Consider the following 20,705-nt stretch of genomic DNA (forward strand, 5'->3'; position numbering starts at 1 on the left):
ATGACTGACACCGCTATCAATAAAAAGAGCAAACGCTCTCTCTGGATCCCACTTTTGGTGCTGGTAACGCTCGCCGCCTGCGCAACCGCAGGCTACAGCTACTGGCGCATTGAGCATCAGAGCGCCACCGCCGCTGCGCCGAAAGAAGCCCCGCCGCCGCCTGCTCCGGTCTTTTTCCCGCTGGACACCTTCACCGTGAACCTGGGCGATGCGGACCGCGTGCTTTACGTGGGCGTGACGCTCCGCATGAAAACGGAAGCCGACCGCGCGCGTCTGAATGACTATCTGCCGGAAGTGCGCAGCCGTATGCTGCTGCTTTTATCGCGCCAGGATGCCACAAAGCTGGCGACCGATGACGGTAAAAAACAGCTGGCGAATGACATCAAAGAGACGCTCAGCGCACCGTTGATTGCCAGCCAGCCGAAACAGGACATCACCGATGTTCTGTACACAGCTTTTATTCTGCGGTAGAGCCATGGGCGACAGTATTCTTTCTCAGGCCGAAATCGATGCGCTGCTGAACGGCGACAGCGACAATCCCACAGAACCGCTGGCAGGCAAGTCGGGCGAAGACGATATTCGCCCCTACGATCCCAATACCCAGCGCCGCGTGGTTCGCGAGCGGCTACAGGCGCTGGAGATTATCAACGAGCGTTTTGCCCGTCATTTCCGTATGGGGCTGTTCAACCTGCTGCGCCGCAGCCCGGACATTACCGTGGGGGCGATTCGCATTCAGCCCTATCACGAATTTGCCCGCAACCTGCCGGTGCCAACCAACCTTAACCTGATCCACCTTAAGCCGCTGCGCGGTACCGGGCTGGTGGTCTTTTCGCCGAGCCTGGTGTTCATCGCAGTAGACAACCTGTTCGGCGGCGACGGCCGCTTCCCCACTAAGGTGGAGGGACGCGAGTTCACCCATACCGAGCAGCGGGTCATCAACCGGATGCTGAAGCTGGCGCTGGAAGGCTACAGCGATGCGTGGAAAGCGATTAACCCGCTAGAGGTCGAGTACGTTCGCTCGGAGATGCAGGTGAAGTTCACCAACATCACCACCTCGCCGAACGATATCGTGGTCAACACCCCTTTCCATGTGGAGATCGGCAACCTGACCGGCGAGTTCAATATCTGCCTGCCGTTCAGCATGATTGAACCGCTGCGTGAGCTGCTGGTGAATCCGCCGCTGGAAAACTCCCGCCACGAAGATCAGAACTGGCGCGAGAACCTGGTGCGTCAGGTACAGCACTCTGAGCTGGAGCTGGTGGCGAATTTCGCCGATATCTCACTGCGGCTATCACAAATACTCAAACTCAAGCCCGGCGACGTTCTGCCGATTGAGAAGCCCGATCGCATTATTGCCCACGTAGACGGCGTACCGGTTCTCACCAGCCAGTACGGCACGATTAACGGGCAGTATGCGCTGCGCGTAGAACATTTGATCAACCCGATTTTGAATTCGCTGAACGAGGAACAGCCCAAATGAGTGATATGAATACTCCACCCGATGACAACAGCGGATCCGTGGACGATCTGTGGGCTGAAGCGCTGAACGAGCAAAAAACCACCGTGGGCGGCAAAAGCGCCGCCGATGCGGTATTCCAGCAGCTGGGCGGCGGCGACGTCAGCGGCACGCTGCAGGATATCGATCTGATTATGGATATCCCGGTTAAGCTGACCGTGGAGCTGGGGCGCACGCGCATGACCATCAAAGAACTGCTGCGTCTGACGCAGGGTTCGGTGGTGGCGCTGGACGGTCTGGCGGGCGAACCGCTGGATATTCTGATTAACGGCTATCTGATTGCTCAGGGTGAAGTCGTGGTCGTCGCCGACAAGTACGGCGTACGCATTACCGACATCATTACGCCGTCAGAACGTATGCGCCGTCTGAGCCGCTAAGATGAGCGCCCCCCATTCCGCCTCCGTCGTGACGCCTTCGCACGCCGCGCCGGCCAGCCATAGCGCGACACCGGTCACGGTGGCGCACGCCAACGAACCGATGACCTCGCCGCTGATTCAGGTCAGCGGCGCGCTGCTGGGCATTATTGTGCTGATTCTGGCGGCGGCATGGGTCGTTAAGCGCGTCCTGCCCGGCACCGTCCAGGGCCGGTCAGGCAGCAATCTGAAAGTCAGCGCCAGCGCATCGCTGGGCGCACGCGAACGGGTCGTGATTGTGAATGTTGAAGACGCGCGGCTCGTTCTGGGCGTCACCGCGCAGCAGGTCACGCTGCTGCACACGCTGCCGCCCGCGCCGCCGGAAAGTTCACCGCCGCCGGCCGCCTCGCCCGAGTTTGCGGTACTGATGAAAAACATGCTTAAGCGTCCCGGGAGATCCTGATGCGCCGTTGTTATTCCCTTGCGCTGAGCGGGCTGTTATTGCTCTCCCCCTCTGCCTTTGCCCAGCTTCCGGGCTTGATCAGCCAGCCGCTGGCTAACGGCGGCCAGAGCTGGTCGCTGCCGGTTCAGACGCTGGTTTTTATCACCTCGCTGACCTTTATTCCGGCGATTTTGCTGATGATGACCAGCTTTACGCGCATCATCATCGTTTTCGGCCTGCTGCGCAACGCCCTCGGCACGCCGTCCGCGCCGCCAAACCAGGTCCTGCTGGGGCTGGCGCTGTTCCTCACCTTTTTCATTATGTCGCCGGTTATCGATAAGATTTACACCGATGCCTATCAGCCTTTCAGCGAAGACAAAATCACCATGCAGGAAGCGCTGGATAAAGGTGCGCAGCCGCTGCGTGAGTTTATGCTGCGCCAGACCCGCGAGGCCGATCTGGCGTTGTTCGCTCGTCTGGCTAACAGCGCGCCCATCCAGGGGCCGGAGGCAGTACCCATGCGTATTCTGCTGCCCGCCTACGTGACCAGCGAGCTAAAAACGGCCTTCCAGATTGGCTTTACCATTTTTATTCCGTTCCTGATTATCGACCTAGTGATCGCCAGCGTGCTGATGGCGCTGGGGATGATGATGGTGCCCCCGGCCACCATCGCCCTGCCGTTCAAGCTGATGCTGTTTGTGCTGGTGGACGGCTGGCAGCTGCTGGTGGGCTCGCTGGCGCAAAGTTTTTACAGTTAAGGAGTAACCATGACCCCTGAATCCGTCATGATGATGGGCACCGAAGCGATGAAAGTGGCGCTGGCGCTGGCGGCCCCGCTGCTGCTGGTCTCGCTGGTCACCGGCCTGATAATCAGCATCCTGCAAGCGGCAACGCAGATTAACGAAATGACCCTGTCGTTTATTCCGAAAATCATCGCCGTGTTTATCGCCATTATCGTCGCCGGGCCGTGGATGCTCAATCTGCTGCTCGACTACGTGCGTACGTTGTTCAACAACCTGCCCTATATCATCGGATAAGCACCATGCTGCATGTGACCAGCGACCAGTGGGTTTCCTGGCTCGGCCTTTACTTCTGGCCGCTGCTGCGCGTGCTGGCGCTGATTACGACCGCGCCTATTCTCAGCGAGCGCGCCGTACCCAAGCGGGTCAAGGTCGGTCTGGGGGTGGTTATCACCGTGGTGATCGCCCCTTCACTGCCGCCGGTAGATGTCCCTGTTTTCTCCGCTGGCGCGCTGTGGCTGGCGCTCCAGCAGATTCTCATTGGTATCGCGCTGGGCTTTACCATGCAGTTTGCTTTCGCCGCGGTGCGCACCTGCGGTGAAATCATCGGCCTGCAAATGGGGCTCTCTTTCGCCACCTTCGTTGACCCGGGCAGCAATCTCAACATGCCGGTACTGGCGCGCATTCTCGATATGCTGGCCATGCTGCTGTTTCTGGTCTTTAACGGTCATCTGTGGCTCATTTCACTGCTGGTGGACACCTTCCACACCCTGCCCATCGGCGGCGAACCGATTAACAGCAACGCTTTTCTGGCGCTGACCCGCGCCGGAGGAATGATCTTCCTTAACGGTATGATGCTGGCGCTGCCCATTATCACCCTGCTGCTGACGGTTAACCTGGCGCTAGGCATGCTCAACCGCATGACGCCGCAGCTGTCGGTGTTCGTCATCGGCTTCCCCATCACCCTCACCGTTGGCATTTTGCTGATGGCCGCATTAATGCCGCTGGTTGCGCCGTTTTGCGAACATCTATTTAGCGAAATATTCGATCTATTAGCTGATATTATCAGTGAGTTGCCACGTATAAATTCTCCATAGTACCAACCTGGTTATTATGAGGAAAATCCTAAAGTAAAAGCGGAAAAACATTCACCAGCATATCGCTGGCGCGGATTATTTGTTTTTACGTTATTCACATAACCTAACATTTACTTTACTTTGGGATGATTCCTGGCAAATTATACGTAACTTTACGGGATAGTTGATGCCGCCTGAACGTCTTCATTCTCTATTTTTATATTCAACAGGTTCATTGCGACGATGAAGTGCGAGGGGAATGGGTTAATTATCGTTACGCATTGAGTGAGGGTATGCCATGTCAACGATTATTATGGATCTATGCAGTTATACGCGGCTAGGGTTAACCGGATACCTGGCCAGTCGTGGGGTAAAAAAACGAGATATAGACAATGTTGAGAGCGTAGAAGGGCTTACTGAGGTCTGTGCAAGCCGCCAGCCGTCTGTAGTGTTTATTAATGAGGACTGTTTCATTCATGACGTGCAGAGTAGTCTGCATATCAAGCAGATCATTAATCAACACCCCAAGACGTTGTTCATTGTTTTTATGGCGATTGCCAATATTCATTTCGACGAATATCTGATGGTGCGGAGTAATCTGTTAATAAGTTCCAAATCGATAAAACCGGAAACGCTGGACAGTATTCTGGGGAATTATCTGAAAAAAGAAAAAACGGACGTAAAGCAAACTAATATGTCTACTTTGTCATTAAGCCGGACAGAGTCAAGTATGCTGAAAATGTGGATGTCGGGACAAGGAACGATTCAGATTTCCGATCAGATGAATATTAAGGCAAAAACGGTATCATCACATAAGGGTAATATTAAGAAAAAAATAAAAACGCATAACAAGCAGGTTATCTATCATGTTGTGCGGCTGGCAGAAAACGTCACTTCCGGCATTTTTGTTAACATGCGCTAGCGCCTGCAGCGATGAAACTGGCGGTAGGACTACCGCCAGACGATTCGCCGCTATTCGCTTTTCTCAACGAAGATACCGTCAGGGTGGCCCGATTCGTTAAAGAACCAGATACCCAGCGGATAATCTTCCAGCGCCACCAGATACATCGTCCCTTCATTGAACGCTTCAATGGCCAGCACCACACCGGAGCGACGCGGGCCCCCATCGGTCTTGACCGTCACACGATCGTTAACTTGCATAAACGCCTCTCCTGATTGGTTTAGCCCAGTGTAGAACAAAATCACCCTGCTGACAGCGGCCCAGCTTGCCAACCGGTGAATTATCCATCAATCCCAAAATAGCGCAAAAAATGAGCAATCCGCAGCCACCGATGTATACTTATGGGTCTTCCCTTGTTGTGGTGGCTGAAGGCATGATAATGGTGTATTTAATCGCCAGAGGTCACCGCCATGGACGAAAAGTCCCTCTACGCTCATATTCTCAACCTGTCCGATCCGTGGCAGGTAAAGTCCCTTTCTCTCGATGAAAATGCCGGTTCTGTTACTGTCACTATTGAGATCGCTGAAAACACCCGGCTAGCCTGTCCGACCTGCGGTAAATCCTGTTCTGTTCACGATCACCGTCATCGTAAATGGCGCCATCTTGATACCTGCCAGTTCACCACTATTGTTGAAGCCGATGTTCCACGAATTATGTGTCCGGAGCATGGCTGCCTGACGTTGCCTGTTCCGTGGGCTGGCCCCGGAAGCCGGTATACGTTGCTATTCGAATCGTTCGTTCTCTCATGGCTGAAAATCAGCACCGTTGATGCTGTCAGGAAGCAACTTAAGCTCAGTTGGAATGCGGTTGACGGCATTATGACCCGGGCAGTTAAGCGAGGTCTTGCCCGGATAAAAAAGCCATTATCCGCCCGTCATATGAATGTGGATGAGGTCGCCTTTAAAAAAGGACATCGTTACATAACGGTGATCTCCGATCGCGATGGTCGGGCGCTGGCCTTAACGGATGATCGCGGCACAGAGAGTCTTGCCGGCTATCTTCGCACGCTCACTGATGGGCAGTTGCTGGCTATCAAAACGCTCTCAATGGACATGAACGCGGGCTATATAAGAGCAGCGCGTATCCACTTACCCAGTGCGGTTGAGAAAATCGCCTTTGACCGCTTCCATGTGGCGAAGCAACTGGGCGAGGTAGTTGATAAAACCCGTCAGAATGAACATCCGCACCTCCCTGTTGAAAGCCGACACCAGGCAAAAGGAACCCGCTTCCTGTGGCAGTACAGCGATAAGTGGATGACCGAATCCCGGCAGGAAAAGCTGATGTGGCTGCGTGCACAGATGAAGCTGACGAGCCAGTGCTGGGCGCTGAAAGAGCTGGCAAAGGATATCTGGAACAGGCCATGGAGCGAGGAAAGACGGAGTGACTGGCAGAGATGGTTGGCGCTGGCGGCTAACAGTGACGTTCCCATGATGAAAAATGCCGCGAAAACGATAGGAAAAAGGCTGTACGGGATCCTGAATGCGATGCGACACAGTGTCTCAAACGGAAATGCGGAGGCACTTAACAGCAAGATCAGGCTGCTGAGGATAAAAGCCAGGGGATACCGAAACCGGGAGCGCTTTAAACTGGGGGTGATGTTCCACTACGGAAAGCTGAATATGGCGTTCTGAGCCTTCCCACCATGATCGGGGAAGACCCATACTTATACAGGGAGAGGAACAAAGGGTACCTGTGATGAAATCAGCAATCGACCCTCGCGGGGTAAACGTAGATGCGCTGCTGGCGGCGATCAATGAAATCAGCGAAAGCGAAATCCACCGTTCGTCGAACGACCCTCACCACGTCAGCGTGGACGGTCGTGAATACCACACCTGGCGCGATCTGGCGGAAGCATTCGAACTGGACATTCATGACTTCAGCGTGACTGAAGTGACGCGTTAGCGGTAAAAAAAATCCCGACACGTCTGCGTCGGGATCAACCTTGCCGAAGCAAGAAGCATTGAAATATTCGTTACATCAGGAAACCTGACGTGATGAAACATTATCTGTGTTTATTTCGGATGACAAGAATTATTCACCTAAGAAATATGTATGACTTCGTAGTCATGCTTACTCGCTGCGCTTCCCAACACAGAGATAAATCAATCAGATGGCGATTCGAGGCGATCGCGATCACGCTTTGTTTTTTGAGACTTTTCTTATTATATTTCTTATCCATAAGTTAAATTTATGAATTTTAGTACTATTGTACGTATCGCTTAATCTTCCGTACATACCTGATTACGCCCGTTCTGCTTCGCCAGGTAGAGACGGCTGTCGGCAATCGACTGGAGATGTTCAAAGTCATAGCGCTGCAGCTCCTCGCTGCTGCACACGCCCAACGAGGCGCTGACACGCAGCGTCTGGTTACGGCTGATTAAAATCTCCCGTCGATAAATGCTCTCCCGAATGCGCTCGGCGATAACGCTCGCCTGCTCAAGCGACGTTTCTGGCAGCACAATACAGAACTCTTCGCCCCCTACGCGTCCGGCGATATCCGTTTTACGGACCTTGTTAAGAATGATCCGCCCGATATGGCTCAGCACCCGATCCCCAGCCTGATGACCATAGCGATCGTTGATGCTCTTGAAGTGATCCAGATCGAGCTGGATCACCGACATCGGTTCGCCTGCCTGCTGGCAGGCCGCCAACGCTTTACCTGCGCGTTCAAACAGCGCAGCGCGGTTGTACAGCCGGGTGAGCATATCGTGCCAGGCGCGCCATTCTAAGGAGTCCTGGAGCGTTGACATATTGCGGACCATACGGCGGATCACCGCCCACGAAATGAGCAGCATCGTGGTAAACAGCAGCCACAGCAGCGTCAGCGCAATACTGATGCTACCGAAATCGCCGCGAATCCCCTCTTCGAGACTGTGGATACGCAGCAGCACGCCGTCAAAATTGCGCAGCTTTTCCCAGCTGATATAGCGCGAAAGCTGGCGTAAACTGCCCTCGTTATTGTGCTCATAAGCGTGCGCCAGCTGCGCCTGAATCTCCTGCGAGAGCACGGTACGTTTAGCCGGATCCTGCTCCGAGGAGGCGATCAGATTCATACGACGGTCATAGAGCTGGTACTCGCCTTCATCTTCCCCCTCCACCGACTGCATCAGAAACTGGGTCATCTCGTTCACCGAAAGTTGAATCGCCAGTACGCCAAACCAGTAGTTATCGTAATCGAGCGGCACTGCGGCGGTGACTTTCTGTGCCACCGGCACCTTGTCGTGGCTGAAGCTGGTGCGCCACTTTACCCCGCGATTGGGATTATCCCGCTGCGACTGCTGAATAAACCACGGGCTGGTTGCCAGGCTGTAATAGTGTTCAGTAATGCTCTTTTCATGCCCTTGCTCGGTCGTCAGGTAAAAACCCGCGCGGGAAACGTACAGCATTTCGGTTTCAAAGCGGGAAAGATGCTGGTGCGTAAGGGCGGAAAGACGTAGCAGATAGCCAAGTTCGATGGTGGCCATAAACTCATTGCCCAGCAGCGCATTGTCGCGCGAGAGCAAATTCGTATGTTCGACGAAGTCATCGGAAACGCCGTACAGCGGCAGCGTACGGTTGTTATTGAGCGAAATATGCCAGTCGGGAAGCCCGCGCTTATGCTCAAACTCCAGCTCTGCGGTGCGTAGCACCTCGAAGGCCAGCGGAATTTGCAGCGCCGATGCCATACCGTTACGGAAAAAAAGTAGCCTGTCGGTATTAAACTGCAGCTGCGCGTCCATATCGTTGGCCACATTTTTCAGGTTGTTGCGCTGACTGGAAATGTAGGCTTCTTCCAGCACGATGGTTTCGCGCCAGGTCAGCAGCGTGGAGGTCAGTAGCACCACCACAAAACAAATAGTGACCACACGCTCCGGCCGAATCCGCCGGGAAAGCCGCGCCCACCATCCTGAGGACGCCACCGGACTGACGGTTACGGGACGCACGTCCACCTCCTGATGCGCATTCCACTGCCCTCTGCCCGACCGCTGTGCTGCTGATAATTCATGGTGCTCCATTGCGCATCAAAACGCCCGGCAAAACGCCGGGCGTAAACACGAAAGTTACGTCTGCTGTGGTTTGCGGATGTTGCCGGGCTCCAGCTCATCTTCACGAAATGCTTCGCGTTTGACGCCAAAACCATCATACCAGCGGCATTCAACCATCCCGCCGGCATAGCCCGTTACCACCATCCGCGGCCCGCCGTTTTTGGGCCGAACTTCATCACTGACCAAAAAGACCATTACCGCCTCCGGTATCAGGGTGAAACAGTTTCACATTAGCTTATTCGCACCCGGTTTGCGTAGCAGACTCGGATTATTTCCGCAGTCTGGCGATCAGATTTACCCCTGCCAGCACCAGCGCACCGAGGATAAAGCCCAGCACCAGATTCGCCAGCGTCGGCAGCACCATGGTTAGCCACGCGCCCTGCTGTGCCGCAAAATCTTCAATAGCATGGTGCAGCGGCGCCACGCCGTGAACCACGATACCGCCGCCGACCAGGAACATAGCCAGCGTCCCGACGACCGAGAGCGTTTTCATCAGCCACGGCGCGACCACCAGCAGACCTTTGCCGAGCCCCTGCGCCAGCATGCTGCGCTTCTCAGCCAGCCAGTAGCCCATATCATCGAGCTTGACGATTACGCCAACGATGCCGTACACGCCAACCGTCACCAGCACCGCGATGCCGGATAAAATCAGTACCTGATTCAGCAGCGGTGCCTGCGCCACAATGCCGAGCGTGATGGCGACAATTTCCGCCGACAGAATAAAATCGGTGCGAATCGCCCCTTTGACTTTGTCACGCTCATAGCTGCCGGGGTCCTGCTGCGCCAGCGCCTCCAGACGCTGCTGACGCGCGGCGTCATCGTCCTTATGTTTACGCGCATGCAGGGAATGGAGCACTTTTTCCACGCCCTCAAAGCACAGGTAGGCCCCGCCAATCATCAGCAGCGGCGTCACCGCCCAGGGAATAAACGCGCTAATCAACAGCGCCAGCGGTACCAGAATCACTTTATTTAGCAGCGAACCCTTGGCAACGCTCCACACCACCGGCAGCTCGCGATTCGCCCGCACGCCGGAGACCTGCTGTGCATTCAGCGATAAATCATCGCCGAGCACGCCTGCGGTTTTCTTCGCCGCCAGTTTGCCCATCATCGAGATATCGTCCAGCAACGTGGCGATGTCATCTAAGAGAGTTAATAAGCTACTTCCTGCCACTCGCGGCATCCTTCCGTTTTTGTTAGGGATAACAAAGTATGAAGCAAAATGACGACGGAGGTAAGAGATACATATTTGCAACACAAATATAACATCAAGCCCTTAATTAAAGCACTCGCCAGCACGGTCGTTTTGGCGTTTACTATCAGCCTGCTTGCTATTTTGCCGTGAGGAAGTATGCGTTTTAATCACCTGTTACCGCTGGTCGGCGCGCTGTTTGCGCTGTATATCATTTGGGGGTCAACCTACTTTGCCATCAGCATTGGGGTGGCCAGTTGGCCTCCGCTAATGATGGCAGGCGTGCGTTTTCTGGCGGCGGGCGTGCTGCTGATGGCGTACCTGCTGGCCACCGGGCACCGTTTACCGGCGCGCGGACCGCTGCTGAACGCGGCGCTGATAGGCGTGCTGCTGCTGGCCGTGGGTAACGGTATGGTAACGGTCGCCGAACACCAGCACGTTCCCTCCGGCATTGCCGCCGTGATGGTGGCAACGGTGCCGCTGTTTACCCTGTGCTTCAGCCGTTTTTTTGGTATCGCCACCCGTAAACTGGAGTGGCTGGGAATTGCTATCGGTCTGGCGGGCATCGTCCTGCTGAACAGCGGCGGCAACCTGAGCGGCAACCCGTGGGGCGCGCTGCTGATTCTGATTGGTTCTCTGAGTTGGGCATTCGGTTCGGTTTACGGCTCACGCATTACGCTGCCGACCGGCATGATGGCCGGTGCCGTGGAGATGCTGGCGGCCGGCATTGTGCTGATGCTCGCCTCGGTGCTCAGCGGTGAACGCTTGACCACGCTGCCGAGCCTGCACGGTTTCCTCGCGGTGGGCTATCTGTCCATTTTCGGCTCCATCATTGCGATTAATGCCTATATGTACCTGATTCGCAACGTAACGCCTGCGGTGGCCACCAGCTATGCCTACGTCAACCCGGTGGTCGCCGTACTGCTTGGTACCGGCTTCAACGGTGAACATCTCTCCGGCACCGAATGGCTGGCGCTGGCGATTATTATTGCCGCGGTCGTGCTGGTTACGCTGGGTAAATATCTGTTCCCGGCAAAAGCGACGGTTACGCCCTGCCCGGCAGAAAAGTAACGTCGACGCTCGTCATTCCCTGAATACCGATCTGCGCGCAGCCTTCGCCGCCGCAGATCCATTCCTCCAGCCTTTCAGAGAGCGCGTCGTCGGTAAGCTTGTGTCGGCCACGCAGCGCACACTCCCACACCACCATCACCCGCCACCCCAGCGCCACCAGCCTTGCTCTATCGCGCAGGTCTCGAGTCGCGTTGGCGTCGATTTTCTGTCGCCAGAAATCAGTTCGGGTCGCCGGCAGCGTAAATAGATAACAATCGTGATGGTGCCAGAAGCAGCCGTGGGTAAAGATGACGCAGCGATACGCAGCCAGTGAAAAATCAGGCCGACCCGGCAGGCTCGTATCCTGGGGTTGATAGGACAGGCCCAGTCCCTCCAGCAGGCCTGCCAGCCGTTTTTCAATAGCCGTATTCTGCGCGCGGATGGCGCGCATATTTTTACTGCGGGTGGCCTTATCGTGAACGTCCGCCATCGGCTGTTTCCGCCTTACGCTGCTCTACGGCCTGTAAAATACGCGACTCCAGCAGCCTGGCGACGGCGGCAAAAACGGGAACAATGACCGAATTGCCAAACTGACGGTAGGCCTGAGTGTCCGACACCGGAATACGGAAACGGTAACCCTGCGGCGATTCAAAGCCCATCAACCGAGCGCATTCACGCGGCGTCAGGCGTCGCGGGCGATGCTGTTGGTTGTGCGGATCGTCAAAGTGTTTCTCGCCCAGCTCGCGGTCCCAGCCACGATCGATAAGGATCTCGGCACCGTCCTTGTAATAGCGCGCCGACAGCGTTCGCGCAACGCTCGTCGCCCGCGTCGGGTCCACCATCCCGTAGCCAAAACCGTTGCCCTTTTCCTGATGTTTGCGGGCATAGCGATAGAGGTATTTCCACAGTACCGGGGTCAAAATAAACTTGGCGTCGACGTTCGGCTCCAGCAGTTCACCAAAGGTGGGGCGTCGCTGCGGGTAGAGCGCCGGAATATCGCGCAGGGTAAATCCGTGATGCAGCGCGGAATCCCGACGGAAACCCACCAGCACAATGCGTTCGCGGTGCTGCGGCAGAAAATGCTGACCGTCGATAATTTTCGGATCGTCAGCTCCCATGTCCGCCGCATCGGCCACTTCATAGCCCAGTTCATCAAGGGTCTGCATAATAATACGGAAGGTTTTGCCGTTGTCGTGGCTTTTCAGGTTCTTGACGTTTTCCAGCACAAAAATAGGCGGCCGGCGGGCGTCAATGATCCGCACCACGTCGAAAAACAGCGTTCCCTGCGTATCGCAGGCGAACCCGTGCGCGCGCCCCATGGCGTTCTTTTTCGACACGCCAGCGAGTGAAAACGGCTGGCAGGGAAAGCCCGCCAGCAGTACGTCATGCTGCGGGATACAGTCGCGGATATGCGCCTGCGCTTCGGCGTCGCTCACCTCGGCACGCCCGCTGAGGGTGACGTCACGAATGTCAGCGTTAAAACGGTGTGCCTGCGGATCGCAATACCAGTTGGCTTTATAGGTGCGCACCGCGTGCTTATTCCACTCGCTGGTGAAGACGCACTGACCGCCGATGGCTTCAAAGCCGCTGCGGATCCCGCCAATACCGGCAAACAGGTCGACGAAGCGGAAAGCGTAGTGCGGATGATGCGCCGGCGGCTTCGGTAGCAGAGAAGCCAGGTGCGCACGCTCATTTTCACTCAACCGGGTATTGGCCCGCCCGAGCGTGACGACGCGCTTAACAATAGCCGGGCTCCAGTGCTGCTCGCCAACCGCGGCAAGCTCGGCGACAACGGTCTTAAGATCGTAAATCTCCAGAATATGCTGCAGCAGCGCCTGAGCATCCGGCTCATCGAGCGGCGCGGCTTCGTGTGATAAGACTCGTTGTTGCATAAATTTGACCAGATACAGAAAAAGAAAAAGGAAATCGCCAATAAAATCGAGATTATCACAGTTTGGCAGATTCTTGTGGCGCGAATCGCCGCAGTATCTCTGTATCCAGACGCTGCGGTTCCCCCGCCAGCTCGGCGCTTAATTTCGCCATAAAATGCACCAGAAAATCGGCGTTTTGCTGCGCCATTTCGCGCCCTTTCTCTGTCTGCATCGTGGCCGGCAGACGCAGCAGCTTGGTCTGAAAATGATCCAGAGCGAAGGCTTTATCATCCAGCGCGCGGCGGTCGGCAAACGGGTCTGCGGCGTCAAACAGCGCAGTATTCATCGCACCGGCAACCGCAAACACCCGCGCTAGCCCAATGGCCCCCAACGCCTCAAGCCGATCGGCATCCTGCACAATACGTGCTTCAAGGGTTTGTGGCGGCACGTTAGCGCTGAAGCTGTGCGCCGCAATCGCGTGGGCAACGGCGGCGTAGCGTTCAGGAGGGAAATGCGGGAAATCGCGCTGAAGGATAGCGATCGTTTGCTGCGCCGCCAGCTGTGAGGCGCGGGCGCGATCCGGATGGTTTTTGGGCAGGCTGACCAGATCGTGAAAATAACTGGCCAGCAGAATGACGAGCAGATCCGCCGGTTGCCCCCGCGCTATCTGCTGCGCGGTGTGCCAGACGCGGCGAACATGGGCAATATCATGCGCGGCATCGCCGCTAAACTCGTGGGTTTCAAACCAGAACTCAACGTCCTGCTGCCATGCGGTTAAATCCATTTTCAATTTGCCTGAGTGAACACGTGCCCCTCAGCATAGCAAGTTTACAGGCCATCTTCCTGCCCAACCTGGCGCGGACGCGTGTACCACGCAATCCCTCCCAGCAGGCCGCCGACGATACTCAGAACCAAGAATCCCAGCAGTGCGCCAAGCCATTTACCGCTGGTTGAGCCAATTTCACCGTCAATGGTTGCCCCTGGGATGCTCTGTACATCACTGATCACCCAAATGTAGTGGCCCATGGCCCAGACAAAATAGCCGCAAAACGCGTAAAAGACCCACAGCGCCAGTTTGCCTCCTGGACCGCGGTCAATCCGATCTTCCATAAAAACACTCTCATCACGCCAATCGTTCAAACAACCGCCACGCCAATGGTGTGACATAAATCACATTATAGCAATTTAAGTGCCGTGAGATAGTCTCCCGTGCGTCGTCCTGGTGACGAAGTGGCGCTGTTTTGATCTCCGTTAAGTTTACTCATGACCTTTCGCCCTATCGGCGAGCGTATTCTCGCAGGCCGCATTATTCGTGCCCTTCGTGAGAAGGGCTATTTTGTAGAAAATTTCAGCGCACGCATCACCGTCTTTATTTATACAAAATAATATTTAATTAAATTTATTTAATTCATTATAGTAATATTAAAAATATCACCAGGGTTCTTTCTTTTTTATTTTTGGCATGTCATTATTCTTCCCGTTATTAGCCTTTTGTTTATGCATCAAGTTTTATATTTATGACCTTCCCGACTGTATGCCAGTGCAGTCGGGATTTTTTTGCCCTAAAAATAATTATAAACCTCATCAATACACACCCCCACAAAGCATATAAAACACAAATAACCAACTGAATAACATGGATATTTTAAATATCAAATGCGGATTAATATAATCAGGTTAATAAAAGAAATATTTTGAAATATTTAATATAACTTTATTGCATTTATATCGTGAGATAAATTGAACTCCGCATATAGTATTCAAACTCGTAACGCCGGATGACGTTACTATATTCACATGCGTTATCATGCAAAGGAAAATATAATGAAAATGAAAGCACTGGCACTGCTGGTTCCTGCTTTATTAATGGCGGGCGCCGTAAATGCAGCAGAAATGTATAATAAAGACGGCAACAAAGTTGACCTGTATGGCAAAGTGGATGCGCGCCATACTTTCTCTGACAATGCTGGCGATGACGGCGATGAAACCTACGCACAGATCGGTTTCAAAGGTGAATCCCAGATCACCAACGATCTGATTGGCTACGGCCAGTGGGAATACAAAACCTACGCCAACGACACCGAAGGTGCCGGCGATAAATCCTTCAACCGCCTGGCGTTTGCCGGCCTGAAGTTTGCTAACTTTGGCTCTTTTGATTACGGCCGTAACTACGGCTCCGTATACGATATTGAAGGCTGGACCGACATGCTGCCGGTATTCGGCGGCGATTCCTACACCTGGACCGATAACTTTATGGTTGGCCGTACCAACGGTGTTGCCACCTATCGCAACAGCGACTTCTTCGGTCTGGTTGACGGCTGGAACTTCGCGCTGCAATACCAGGGTGCGAACGAATCGGGCTCCAATCATCAGGAAGGCACCAAAAATGGCCATAATGACGTTCGTTTCCAGAACGGCGACGGCTACAGCATGTCTACCACCTTTGATTTCAGCAACGCCGTCCCGGCGCTGGAAGGCTTAAGCGTTGGCGCAGCCTACGGCGTCTCTGACCGTAGTAACGATCAGGTTGCCTACCGCGGCGTTTACAATCGCTATGGAAATGGCCAAAACGGCAGCGTAACCGCAGGCGGCGATAAAGCTGACGTCTGGACCATCGGTGCGAAATACGATGCCAACAACGTTTACCTGGCGATGATGTACGCAGAAACCCGCAACATGACGCCGTTTGGTGACGACGGTATTGCCAACAAAACGCAGAACTTCGAAGTGACCGCACAGTACCAGTTCGACTTCGGTCTGCGCCCGTCTCTGGCATGGGTCTATTCCAAAGGCGTTGACGTTGGCGTGCACACTAATAGCAATGGTTCTTACCTGACCGATCAGGATCTGGTGAACTACATCGATCTGGGCGCAACCTACTCCTTCAACAAGAACTTCTCCACCTACGTTGATTACAAAATCAACCTGCTGGATGCGGATGCTCAGTTCTATAGCGCGAACGGCATCTCTACCGACGACATCGTCGGCGTAGGCATGACCTACCAGTTCTAATTGAATACCAAAATAAAGCCCGCATTACGCGGGCTTTTCTGCTTTATGGTTTACGGCGCTTCCTGCAGCGCCACGCGCACAAAACCGTTATTTTGCGCCAGCAGCGCATGCGCCTTCCAGGCATCCATTCCCGTCAGCACCATCAGCACCGCCGTCTTGCAGTTGTGGTCGCAGCTTTCCAGCGCCGCTTTTGCCACCGTGCGCGTACAGCCGCCCGCCGCCATCACAATCGCTATCTGTCGTTCCGCCATTTGGGTTGTGTTATTGCGAATATCCACACGCATATTGCTATACACCCGCCCGGTACGCACGGCCAGTCCGGTGGTCAGCATATTGAGCACCATTTTCTGCGCCAAAATGGCTTTCGGATTGCCGTAACCGGCCACCACCTCGGACCCGGTTTGCGGCGCAATCACGATATCCGCCAGCTCCGTGGCCTCACTCTGCGGATTACGGGTGATTGCCGCCCTTGTCGCCCCCAGCGACCAGGCGTGGCGCATCGCCCCCCACAACCATGGCGTTTTGCCGCCAACGGTCAGCGCAATCAGCATATCCTTTTGCGTAAAGCCGATCGCCTGGAGATCCAGCACGCCACGGTTATAGTCCTGTGCGGCATCGCGCATATCGTGAAGCATTGCCAGCGCGCCGCCGGCAATCAGCCCCACCAGCGGGTGTTGCTCATCCGGCGCATATTCGCCAGCGGCCAGCACCGCATTGCGCCCGGAAGCGCCGGCGCCTATCAGCACCACCCGGCCGCCCTGGCCCAGGGTCACCACCGCCCGGTCGACCAGACGAGTAATATCGTCAAGGCAAGGGGTGACGGCCTCAGTAACCAGCTTATCTTCTTGATTGATAAGATTTAACATATCGCGGGTAGACAGTCGGTCAATCTCAGCCGTTGTTGAACTGCGTCTTTCGATGAGTGAACCGGCAAGCTTCATGCTCATAAATGGGCTCCTTATTATGGGTTCTTCAGCAATACTAAAGTGTTTCGTATGGAAAACGCTGCGAGAGCGGTCACAAAGAAAGGTTTGGAATTGTCAGGACGCGACGGCTTTATGAAATGGTATACATCGGCGATAATAGGTTTTTGCCGTTGATAATTGAAGGTTTTCATGCACGATATGCCGCAACCGCCGCCTCAGGAAAAGCGCCCCATAAAGCTCAGCACGCTGGTGACGCTAATGGTATGCAGCGTTATTGTTTGCGTCCTGCTGGTGGTATACGCCTTCTATTTCGTGCAAATCACTAAAGCAACGCGCACCGGTGTGGAAGATACCGCCTTTGCAATTGCCCGTACGCTTGCCGACTCGCCGGATATCAAGCGCGGGCTTAACGCGCCGCCGGGACAGAATATTATTCAGCCCATCGCTACCGCCGTGCAGCAGCGCAACGGGCTGCTTTACGCGGTGATCACCAATATGGACGCCGTGCGCTACTCGCATCCTAACCCGCAGCTCATTGGTCAGCACTTTATCGGTGCCGATCTGCAGCCCGCGTTAAAAGGCAAAGAAAACCTGTCGATTAACCACGGTGTTCTGGCGGAAGCCATGCGCGTCTTTACGCCCATTTATAACGATCGCCAGCAGCAAATTGGCGTCGCCATCGTCGGTATCTCGCTTAAAAAAGTGGATGAACAGATCGGCGCGGCACGCTGGAACGCCATCTGGTTTGTGCTCTTCAGCGCCGTGGTCGGCACGCTGGGCATCTGGGGACTGGTGCGGGTGCTCAAAAACATCCTGTTTGGTCTGGAACCTCACGAGATTTCGAGCCTCTTCGAACAGCGCCAGGCGATGCTGCAATCGCTGCGCGAAGGGGTTATCGCCGTGGATGCAAAGGGCCGGGTAACAATGATTAACCAGGCCGCGCGGCACATTCTTTTTTCACCGCAGGCCGTCGCGCTGGGCGCTGCTCAGCATGCCCCGCTGCTGGCTCATCTTAAAGACGTTCTCGCTAGCGGTACGGCCATCGCCGACCGTGAGATTGGCTGCAATGGCCGACTGCTGCTGTGCAATACCGTGCCAGTGCGCAATAACAAGCGGGTGATTGGCGCCATCAGTACCTTCCGCGACAAAACCGAAATCAGCCAGCTGATGCAGCGCATGGACGGGCTGGTCAACTACATTGACGCGCTGCGCACCCATTCTCACGAGTTTATGAATAAACTCCACGTGATCCTTGGGCTGCTGCATATGAAGCGCTACGACAAGCTTGAAGGGTATGTTCTGCAAACCGCGCAGAACTACCAGGCGGATATCGGCACGCTGCAGCATAAGATCAAATCACCAATTATTGCCGGTTTCCTGCTGGGGAAAATGAATCGCGCGGGCGATGCAGGCATCACCCTGACGCTCGCCGATGAAAGCCTGGTACCGGATAACCCGAACGAAGAGCAGGTCGCGGTGCTGGTGACGGTACTCGGCAATCTGATAGAGAACGCTCTTGACGCGATGGCAGGCCTGGGCGAAGGCGAAATCAGCCTGCTGCTACACTACCAGAACGGCTGGCTTAGCGGCGAAGTGAGCGATGATGGCCCGGGCATAGAACCCGCGCAGATCGATGCGATATTCAATAAAGGATTTTCAACCAAGGGCGAGAACCGCGGCGTCGGGCTATTTCTGGCCCGCCAGCAGACGGAAAACCTCGGCGGAACGCTTTCCGTCGAATCGGAGCCTGGCGTGTTTACGCAATTTTTTGTACATATTCCGTGGGACAGCGAGAGGAACAGCGCGTGATTAATGTGTTAATAGTCGATGATGATGCCATGGTGGCCGATCTGAACCGTTGCTATATCGAGAGGGTTGACGGCTTTGCCTGCTGCGGTATCGCCTCTACGCTCCAGCAGGCGCGCGAGAAGATCATGGACGCCACGCTCGCCATCGACCTGATTCTGCTGGACGTCTACATGCAGCAGGACAACGGGCTGGATCTGCTGCCGGAAGTGCGCAACGCCGGGCGAGCGATTGACGTTATCATGATCTCCTCCGCCTCCGACGCCGCCACCGTTCAGACGTCGCTGCGCTATGGCGTCGTCGATTATCTGATTAAGCCTTTCCAGTTTCCGCGCTTTGAAGAAGCGCTGCTGAGCTGGCGTGAGAAAAAGCAGTTGATGGGGAGCCACGCGTACTATGAGCAGGCCGATGTCGACCGTCTGCTACACGGCGGATCGCCGGAGTTGGCGGACAGCAAGCGGCTGCCGAAAGGGTTAACGCCGCAAACGCTGCGTACCCTGTGCCAGTGGATTGACGCCCACCCTGAGACCGAGTTTTCCACCGACGATCTGGCGCAAGCGGTGAATATCTCACGCGTATCGTGTCGTAAATATCTGATTTGGCTTGCACAAATCAATATTCTCTTCACCAGCATTCACTATGGCGCCACCGGCCGCCCGGTCTACCGCTATCGGTTGCAGCCGGAACAGTCGGCGCTGCTTAAACGGTACTGCCAGTAAGGCGATACTCGCTGTCCAGCAGCGTAAAACGATAGTGGTGGGCTGACGACAGCACCACCTCTTTCGTCCTGGTAACGAAAATGGCTTCAATATCCGGCCTTGCCCGCAGGGCCGCGCAGCCTTTCTCCACCCCCATACCGTACATCAGCGTGGTCCAGATATCGCCGTCGATAGAATCGCTGCTGATGATGGTCACGCTGTCGAGTTCGTTATCCAGCGGATAGCCGGTGCGCGGGTCGAGGATATGATGATAGAGATGGCCATTATGCTCAAAAAAACGTTCATACACGCCGGATGTCACCACTGATTTATTCGCCACCTCGAGTGCACCAATCATCGCGCCAGCAGTGGAGAACGGTTTTTTTAGGCCGATGGACCAACCGCCTTCCGGTGAACCCAGCGTCTGTACGTTGCCGCCAAGGTTGATTAACCCCTGCGCGATGCCTTCTTTATGCAGATAGTCGCGCACGCGGTCGGCGATGTAGCCTTTAGCGATTGCGCCAAGGTCAATCTCCATGCCCGGCTGCGTCAGATAGACGCTCTCATCCGCATCGTTAAGGACAACTTGCCTGGGGTCGGTTAACGTCAGCAAACGCGCGATTTCGTCCGCCGGTGGCACGCTATCCCCACGAAACCCGATACGCCAGCGTTTGACCAGCGGCCCAATGGCCAGATTAAACGCGCTCTGCGGCAGCAGACTGGCGGCTTTGGCGCATTTGATCAGGGCGTAGACCGGGCTGCTGACGGCCACCGCATGTTGGCCGGCGGCGTGGTTAATGTCCATCACCTGCGACTGGGCGCGGTTTACGGTAAGTAAATCTTCGTATTGTTTGATCAGGCGAAAAACGCGGGAGGCCAGCGCCTCGTCGTGGGCGAAGAGTTTTAGCAGAATGGGCGAGCCCATCAGAACGGCGGAATAGCTGTAAACCCGGGTACTGTCTGACATCCCAATCCCCCTTCATGTAAGTTGAAATAGCCCGGCGTCGCTGCGCTCGGCCGGGCTACGGGACTCTGCCATC

Annotated in this window: 24 protein-coding genes; 14 read left to right on the top strand and 10 right to left on the bottom strand. The window is 55.2% G+C overall.

Going from position 1 to position 20,705, the window contains the following annotated elements; all coding sequences use genetic code 11:
• From fliL to rcsA, 8 genes are all read left to right on the top strand, one after another.
• Positions 1 to 471 carry a flagellar basal body-associated protein FliL gene (fliL, locus tag H7R58_RS14165; protein ID WP_182930390.1) on the top strand — a complete coding sequence of 157 codons (471 nt, stop codon included), beginning with the start codon at positions 1 to 3 and terminating at the stop codon, positions 469 to 471.
• A gap of 4 nt (positions 472 to 475) precedes the next feature.
• Positions 476 to 1,480 carry a flagellar motor switch protein FliM gene (gene fliM, locus H7R58_RS14170; protein ID WP_106929952.1) on the top strand — a complete coding sequence of 335 codons (1,005 nt, stop codon included), beginning with the start codon at positions 476 to 478 and terminating at the stop codon, positions 1,478 to 1,480.
• Positions 1,477 to 1,893 carry a flagellar motor switch protein FliN gene (fliN, locus tag H7R58_RS14175; RefSeq protein WP_106929954.1) on the top strand — a complete coding sequence of 139 codons (417 nt, stop codon included), beginning with the start codon at positions 1,477 to 1,479 and terminating at the stop codon, positions 1,891 to 1,893. The genes fliM and fliN overlap by 4 nt, the downstream gene beginning before the upstream one ends.
• A 100-nt stretch (positions 1,894 to 1,993) precedes the next feature.
• Entirely contained in the window at positions 1,994 to 2,332 is a 339-nt protein-coding gene (gene fliO / locus H7R58_RS14180; protein ID WP_106930063.1) for a flagellar biosynthetic protein FliO, read from the top strand.
• Positions 2,332 to 3,069 (top strand): flagellar type III secretion system pore protein FliP, encoded by a 738-nt coding sequence (fliP, locus tag H7R58_RS14185; RefSeq protein WP_106929956.1) that lies wholly within the window; start codon positions 2,332 to 2,334, stop codon positions 3,067 to 3,069. The genes fliO and fliP overlap by 1 nt, the downstream gene beginning before the upstream one ends.
• A 9-nt stretch (positions 3,070 to 3,078) precedes the next feature.
• Positions 3,079 to 3,348, top strand: a complete 270-nt coding sequence (fliQ, locus tag H7R58_RS14190) for a flagellar biosynthesis protein FliQ (protein WP_035896987.1) — start codon at positions 3,079 to 3,081, stop codon at positions 3,346 to 3,348.
• 5 nt (positions 3,349 to 3,353) lie between these two features.
• Positions 3,354 to 4,148 (top strand): flagellar biosynthetic protein FliR, encoded by a 795-nt coding sequence (gene fliR, locus H7R58_RS14195; RefSeq protein ID WP_106929957.1) that lies wholly within the window; start codon positions 3,354 to 3,356, stop codon positions 4,146 to 4,148.
• Between the two features lie 277 nt (positions 4,149 to 4,425).
• Positions 4,426 to 5,049 (top strand): transcriptional regulator RcsA, encoded by a 624-nt coding sequence (rcsA, locus tag H7R58_RS14200; RefSeq protein WP_182930389.1) that lies wholly within the window; start codon positions 4,426 to 4,428, stop codon positions 5,047 to 5,049.
• A 50-nt stretch (positions 5,050 to 5,099) separates the two neighbouring features.
• Here the strand turns inward: rcsA and dsrB are convergent, their stop codons facing one another.
• Positions 5,100 to 5,288, bottom strand: a complete 189-nt coding sequence (dsrB, locus tag H7R58_RS14205) for a protein DsrB (protein ID WP_181358039.1) — start codon at positions 5,286 to 5,288, stop codon at positions 5,100 to 5,102.
• 210 nt (positions 5,289 to 5,498) lie between these two features.
• Between dsrB and H7R58_RS14210 the strand changes: the two genes are divergently transcribed.
• Together H7R58_RS14210 and H7R58_RS14215 are read left to right on the top strand one after the other, a co-directional pair.
• Positions 5,499 to 6,719, top strand: coding sequence for an ISL3-like element ISKox3 family transposase (locus H7R58_RS14210; protein ID WP_000343760.1), 1,221 nt, complete (start codon positions 5,499 to 5,501; stop codon positions 6,717 to 6,719).
• A gap of 64 nt (positions 6,720 to 6,783) precedes the next feature.
• A complete protein-coding gene (locus tag H7R58_RS14215; RefSeq protein WP_182930388.1) occupies positions 6,784 to 6,990 on the top strand; it encodes a YodD family protein in 207 nt (68 codons plus the stop codon).
• A 317-nt stretch (positions 6,991 to 7,307) separates the two neighbouring features.
• Here H7R58_RS14215 and dgcQ read toward each other — a convergent pair whose 3' ends face one another.
• From dgcQ to H7R58_RS14230, 3 genes are all read right to left on the bottom strand, one after another.
• Positions 7,308 to 9,011, bottom strand: coding sequence for a cellulose biosynthesis regulator diguanylate cyclase DgcQ (dgcQ, locus tag H7R58_RS14220; protein WP_227674194.1), 1,704 nt, complete (start codon positions 9,009 to 9,011; stop codon positions 7,308 to 7,310).
• Between the two features lie 117 nt (positions 9,012 to 9,128).
• Positions 9,129 to 9,308 carry a YodC family protein gene (locus H7R58_RS14225; protein WP_182930386.1) on the bottom strand — a complete coding sequence of 60 codons (180 nt, stop codon included), beginning with the start codon at positions 9,306 to 9,308 and terminating at the stop codon, positions 9,129 to 9,131.
• A gap of 73 nt (positions 9,309 to 9,381) precedes the next feature.
• Entirely contained in the window at positions 9,382 to 10,284 is a 903-nt protein-coding gene (locus tag H7R58_RS14230; RefSeq protein WP_146145738.1) for a DUF808 family protein, read from the bottom strand.
• A 177-nt stretch (positions 10,285 to 10,461) separates the two neighbouring features.
• On the opposite strand from H7R58_RS14230, the gene yedA reads away from it, so the two are divergent.
• Complete coding sequence (gene yedA, locus H7R58_RS14235; RefSeq protein WP_106929971.1) at positions 10,462 to 11,373, top strand: drug/metabolite exporter YedA; 912 nt, start codon at positions 10,462 to 10,464, stop codon at positions 11,371 to 11,373.
• On the opposite strand, the gene H7R58_RS14240 is transcribed toward yedA, so the two are convergent.
• From H7R58_RS14240 to drpB, 4 genes are read right to left on the bottom strand one after another with little or no spacing between them, the layout of a single operon-like run.
• A complete protein-coding gene (locus H7R58_RS14240) occupies positions 11,348 to 11,842 on the bottom strand; it encodes a very short patch repair endonuclease (protein ID WP_182930385.1) in 495 nt (164 codons plus the stop codon). The genes yedA and H7R58_RS14240 overlap by 26 nt on opposite strands.
• Positions 11,823 to 13,244, bottom strand: coding sequence for a DNA cytosine methyltransferase (locus tag H7R58_RS14245; RefSeq protein ID WP_182930384.1), 1,422 nt, complete (start codon positions 13,242 to 13,244; stop codon positions 11,823 to 11,825). Before H7R58_RS14245 ends, H7R58_RS14240 begins: the two co-directional genes overlap by 20 nt.
• Positions 13,245 to 13,299: 55 nt before the next feature.
• Positions 13,300 to 14,007, bottom strand: a complete 708-nt coding sequence (locus H7R58_RS14250; protein WP_182930383.1) for a phosphohydrolase — start codon at positions 14,005 to 14,007, stop codon at positions 13,300 to 13,302.
• Positions 14,008 to 14,051: 44 nt separating this feature from the next.
• Positions 14,052 to 14,333, bottom strand: coding sequence for a cell division protein DrpB (drpB, locus tag H7R58_RS14255; protein WP_106929979.1), 282 nt, complete (start codon positions 14,331 to 14,333; stop codon positions 14,052 to 14,054).
• A gap of 714 nt (positions 14,334 to 15,047) precedes the next feature.
• Here drpB and ompC point away from each other — a divergent pair.
• Positions 15,048 to 16,235, top strand: coding sequence for a porin OmpC (ompC, locus tag H7R58_RS14260; RefSeq protein ID WP_182930382.1), 1,188 nt, complete (start codon positions 15,048 to 15,050; stop codon positions 16,233 to 16,235).
• A 50-nt stretch (positions 16,236 to 16,285) separates the two neighbouring features.
• On the opposite strand, the gene H7R58_RS14265 is transcribed toward ompC, so the two are convergent.
• On the bottom strand, positions 16,286 to 17,182 hold the full coding sequence (locus H7R58_RS14265) for an N-acetylmuramic acid 6-phosphate etherase (RefSeq protein WP_106929983.1): 897 nt from the start codon (positions 17,180 to 17,182) through the stop codon (positions 16,286 to 16,288).
• A gap of 168 nt (positions 17,183 to 17,350) precedes the next feature.
• On the opposite strand from H7R58_RS14265, the gene H7R58_RS14270 reads away from it, so the two are divergent.
• The gene (locus H7R58_RS14270) at positions 17,351 to 18,970 is read left to right on the top strand and encodes a sensor histidine kinase (protein WP_106929985.1); all 1,620 of its coding nucleotides are present in this window, start codon (positions 17,351 to 17,353) and stop codon (positions 18,968 to 18,970) included.
• Positions 18,967 to 19,686 carry a two-component system response regulator DcuR gene (gene dcuR / locus H7R58_RS14275; protein WP_182930381.1) on the top strand — a complete coding sequence of 240 codons (720 nt, stop codon included), beginning with the start codon at positions 18,967 to 18,969 and terminating at the stop codon, positions 19,684 to 19,686. The genes H7R58_RS14270 and dcuR overlap by 4 nt, the downstream gene beginning before the upstream one ends.
• On the opposite strand, the gene H7R58_RS14280 is transcribed toward dcuR, so the two are convergent.
• Positions 19,667 to 20,632 carry an FAD:protein FMN transferase gene (locus H7R58_RS14280; RefSeq protein WP_106929989.1) on the bottom strand — a complete coding sequence of 322 codons (966 nt, stop codon included), beginning with the start codon at positions 20,630 to 20,632 and terminating at the stop codon, positions 19,667 to 19,669. The genes dcuR and H7R58_RS14280 overlap by 20 nt on opposite strands.
• Positions 20,633 to 20,705 lie beyond the last annotated feature (73 nt).

Origin of the sequence: Klebsiella sp. WP4-W18-ESBL-05 (assembly GCF_014169075.1) — a bacterium.
GTDB classification, from domain to species: Bacteria; Pseudomonadota; Gammaproteobacteria; order Enterobacterales; family Enterobacteriaceae; genus Kluyvera; species Kluyvera ascorbata_B.

Bases quoted from the DNA above. Each gene is read 5' to 3' on its own strand.
- H7R58_RS14280 (WP_106929989.1), bottom strand. From the start codon at position 20,632: ATGTCAGACAGTACCCGGGTTTACAGCTATTCCGCCGTTCTGATGGGC.
- rcsA (WP_182930389.1), top strand. From the start codon at position 4,426: ATGTCAACGATTATTATGGATCTATGCAGTTATACGCGGCTAGGGTTA.
- fliL (WP_182930390.1), top strand. From the start codon at position 1: ATGACTGACACCGCTATCAATAAAAAGAGCAAACGCTCTCTCTGGATC.
- H7R58_RS14240 (WP_182930385.1), bottom strand. From the start codon at position 11,842: ATGGCGGACGTTCACGATAAGGCCACCCGCAGTAAAAATATGCGCGCC.
- fliO (WP_106930063.1), top strand. From the start codon at position 1,994: ATGACCTCGCCGCTGATTCAGGTCAGCGGCGCGCTGCTGGGCATTATT.
- ompC (WP_182930382.1), top strand. From the start codon at position 15,048: ATGAAAATGAAAGCACTGGCACTGCTGGTTCCTGCTTTATTAATGGCG.
- H7R58_RS14210 (WP_000343760.1), top strand. From the start codon at position 5,499: ATGGACGAAAAGTCCCTCTACGCTCATATTCTCAACCTGTCCGATCCG.
- H7R58_RS14215 (WP_182930388.1), top strand. From the start codon at position 6,784: ATGAAATCAGCAATCGACCCTCGCGGGGTAAACGTAGATGCGCTGCTG.
- H7R58_RS14225 (WP_182930386.1), bottom strand. From the start codon at position 9,308: ATGGTCTTTTTGGTCAGTGATGAAGTTCGGCCCAAAAACGGCGGGCCG.
- yedA (WP_106929971.1), top strand. From the start codon at position 10,462: ATGCGTTTTAATCACCTGTTACCGCTGGTCGGCGCGCTGTTTGCGCTG.
- fliQ (WP_035896987.1), top strand. From the start codon at position 3,079: ATGACCCCTGAATCCGTCATGATGATGGGCACCGAAGCGATGAAAGTG.
- fliP (WP_106929956.1), top strand. From the start codon at position 2,332: ATGCGCCGTTGTTATTCCCTTGCGCTGAGCGGGCTGTTATTGCTCTCC.
- H7R58_RS14265 (WP_106929983.1), bottom strand. From the start codon at position 17,182: ATGAGCATGAAGCTTGCCGGTTCACTCATCGAAAGACGCAGTTCAACA.
- fliM (WP_106929952.1), top strand. From the start codon at position 476: ATGGGCGACAGTATTCTTTCTCAGGCCGAAATCGATGCGCTGCTGAAC.
- H7R58_RS14245 (WP_182930384.1), bottom strand. From the start codon at position 13,244: ATGCAACAACGAGTCTTATCACACGAAGCCGCGCCGCTCGATGAGCCG.
- H7R58_RS14270 (WP_106929985.1), top strand. From the start codon at position 17,351: ATGCACGATATGCCGCAACCGCCGCCTCAGGAAAAGCGCCCCATAAAG.
- fliN (WP_106929954.1), top strand. From the start codon at position 1,477: ATGAGTGATATGAATACTCCACCCGATGACAACAGCGGATCCGTGGAC.
- dsrB (WP_181358039.1), bottom strand. From the start codon at position 5,288: ATGCAAGTTAACGATCGTGTGACGGTCAAGACCGATGGGGGCCCGCGT.
- H7R58_RS14250 (WP_182930383.1), bottom strand. From the start codon at position 14,007: ATGGATTTAACCGCATGGCAGCAGGACGTTGAGTTCTGGTTTGAAACC.
- drpB (WP_106929979.1), bottom strand. From the start codon at position 14,333: ATGGAAGATCGGATTGACCGCGGTCCAGGAGGCAAACTGGCGCTGTGG.
- fliR (WP_106929957.1), top strand. From the start codon at position 3,354: ATGCTGCATGTGACCAGCGACCAGTGGGTTTCCTGGCTCGGCCTTTAC.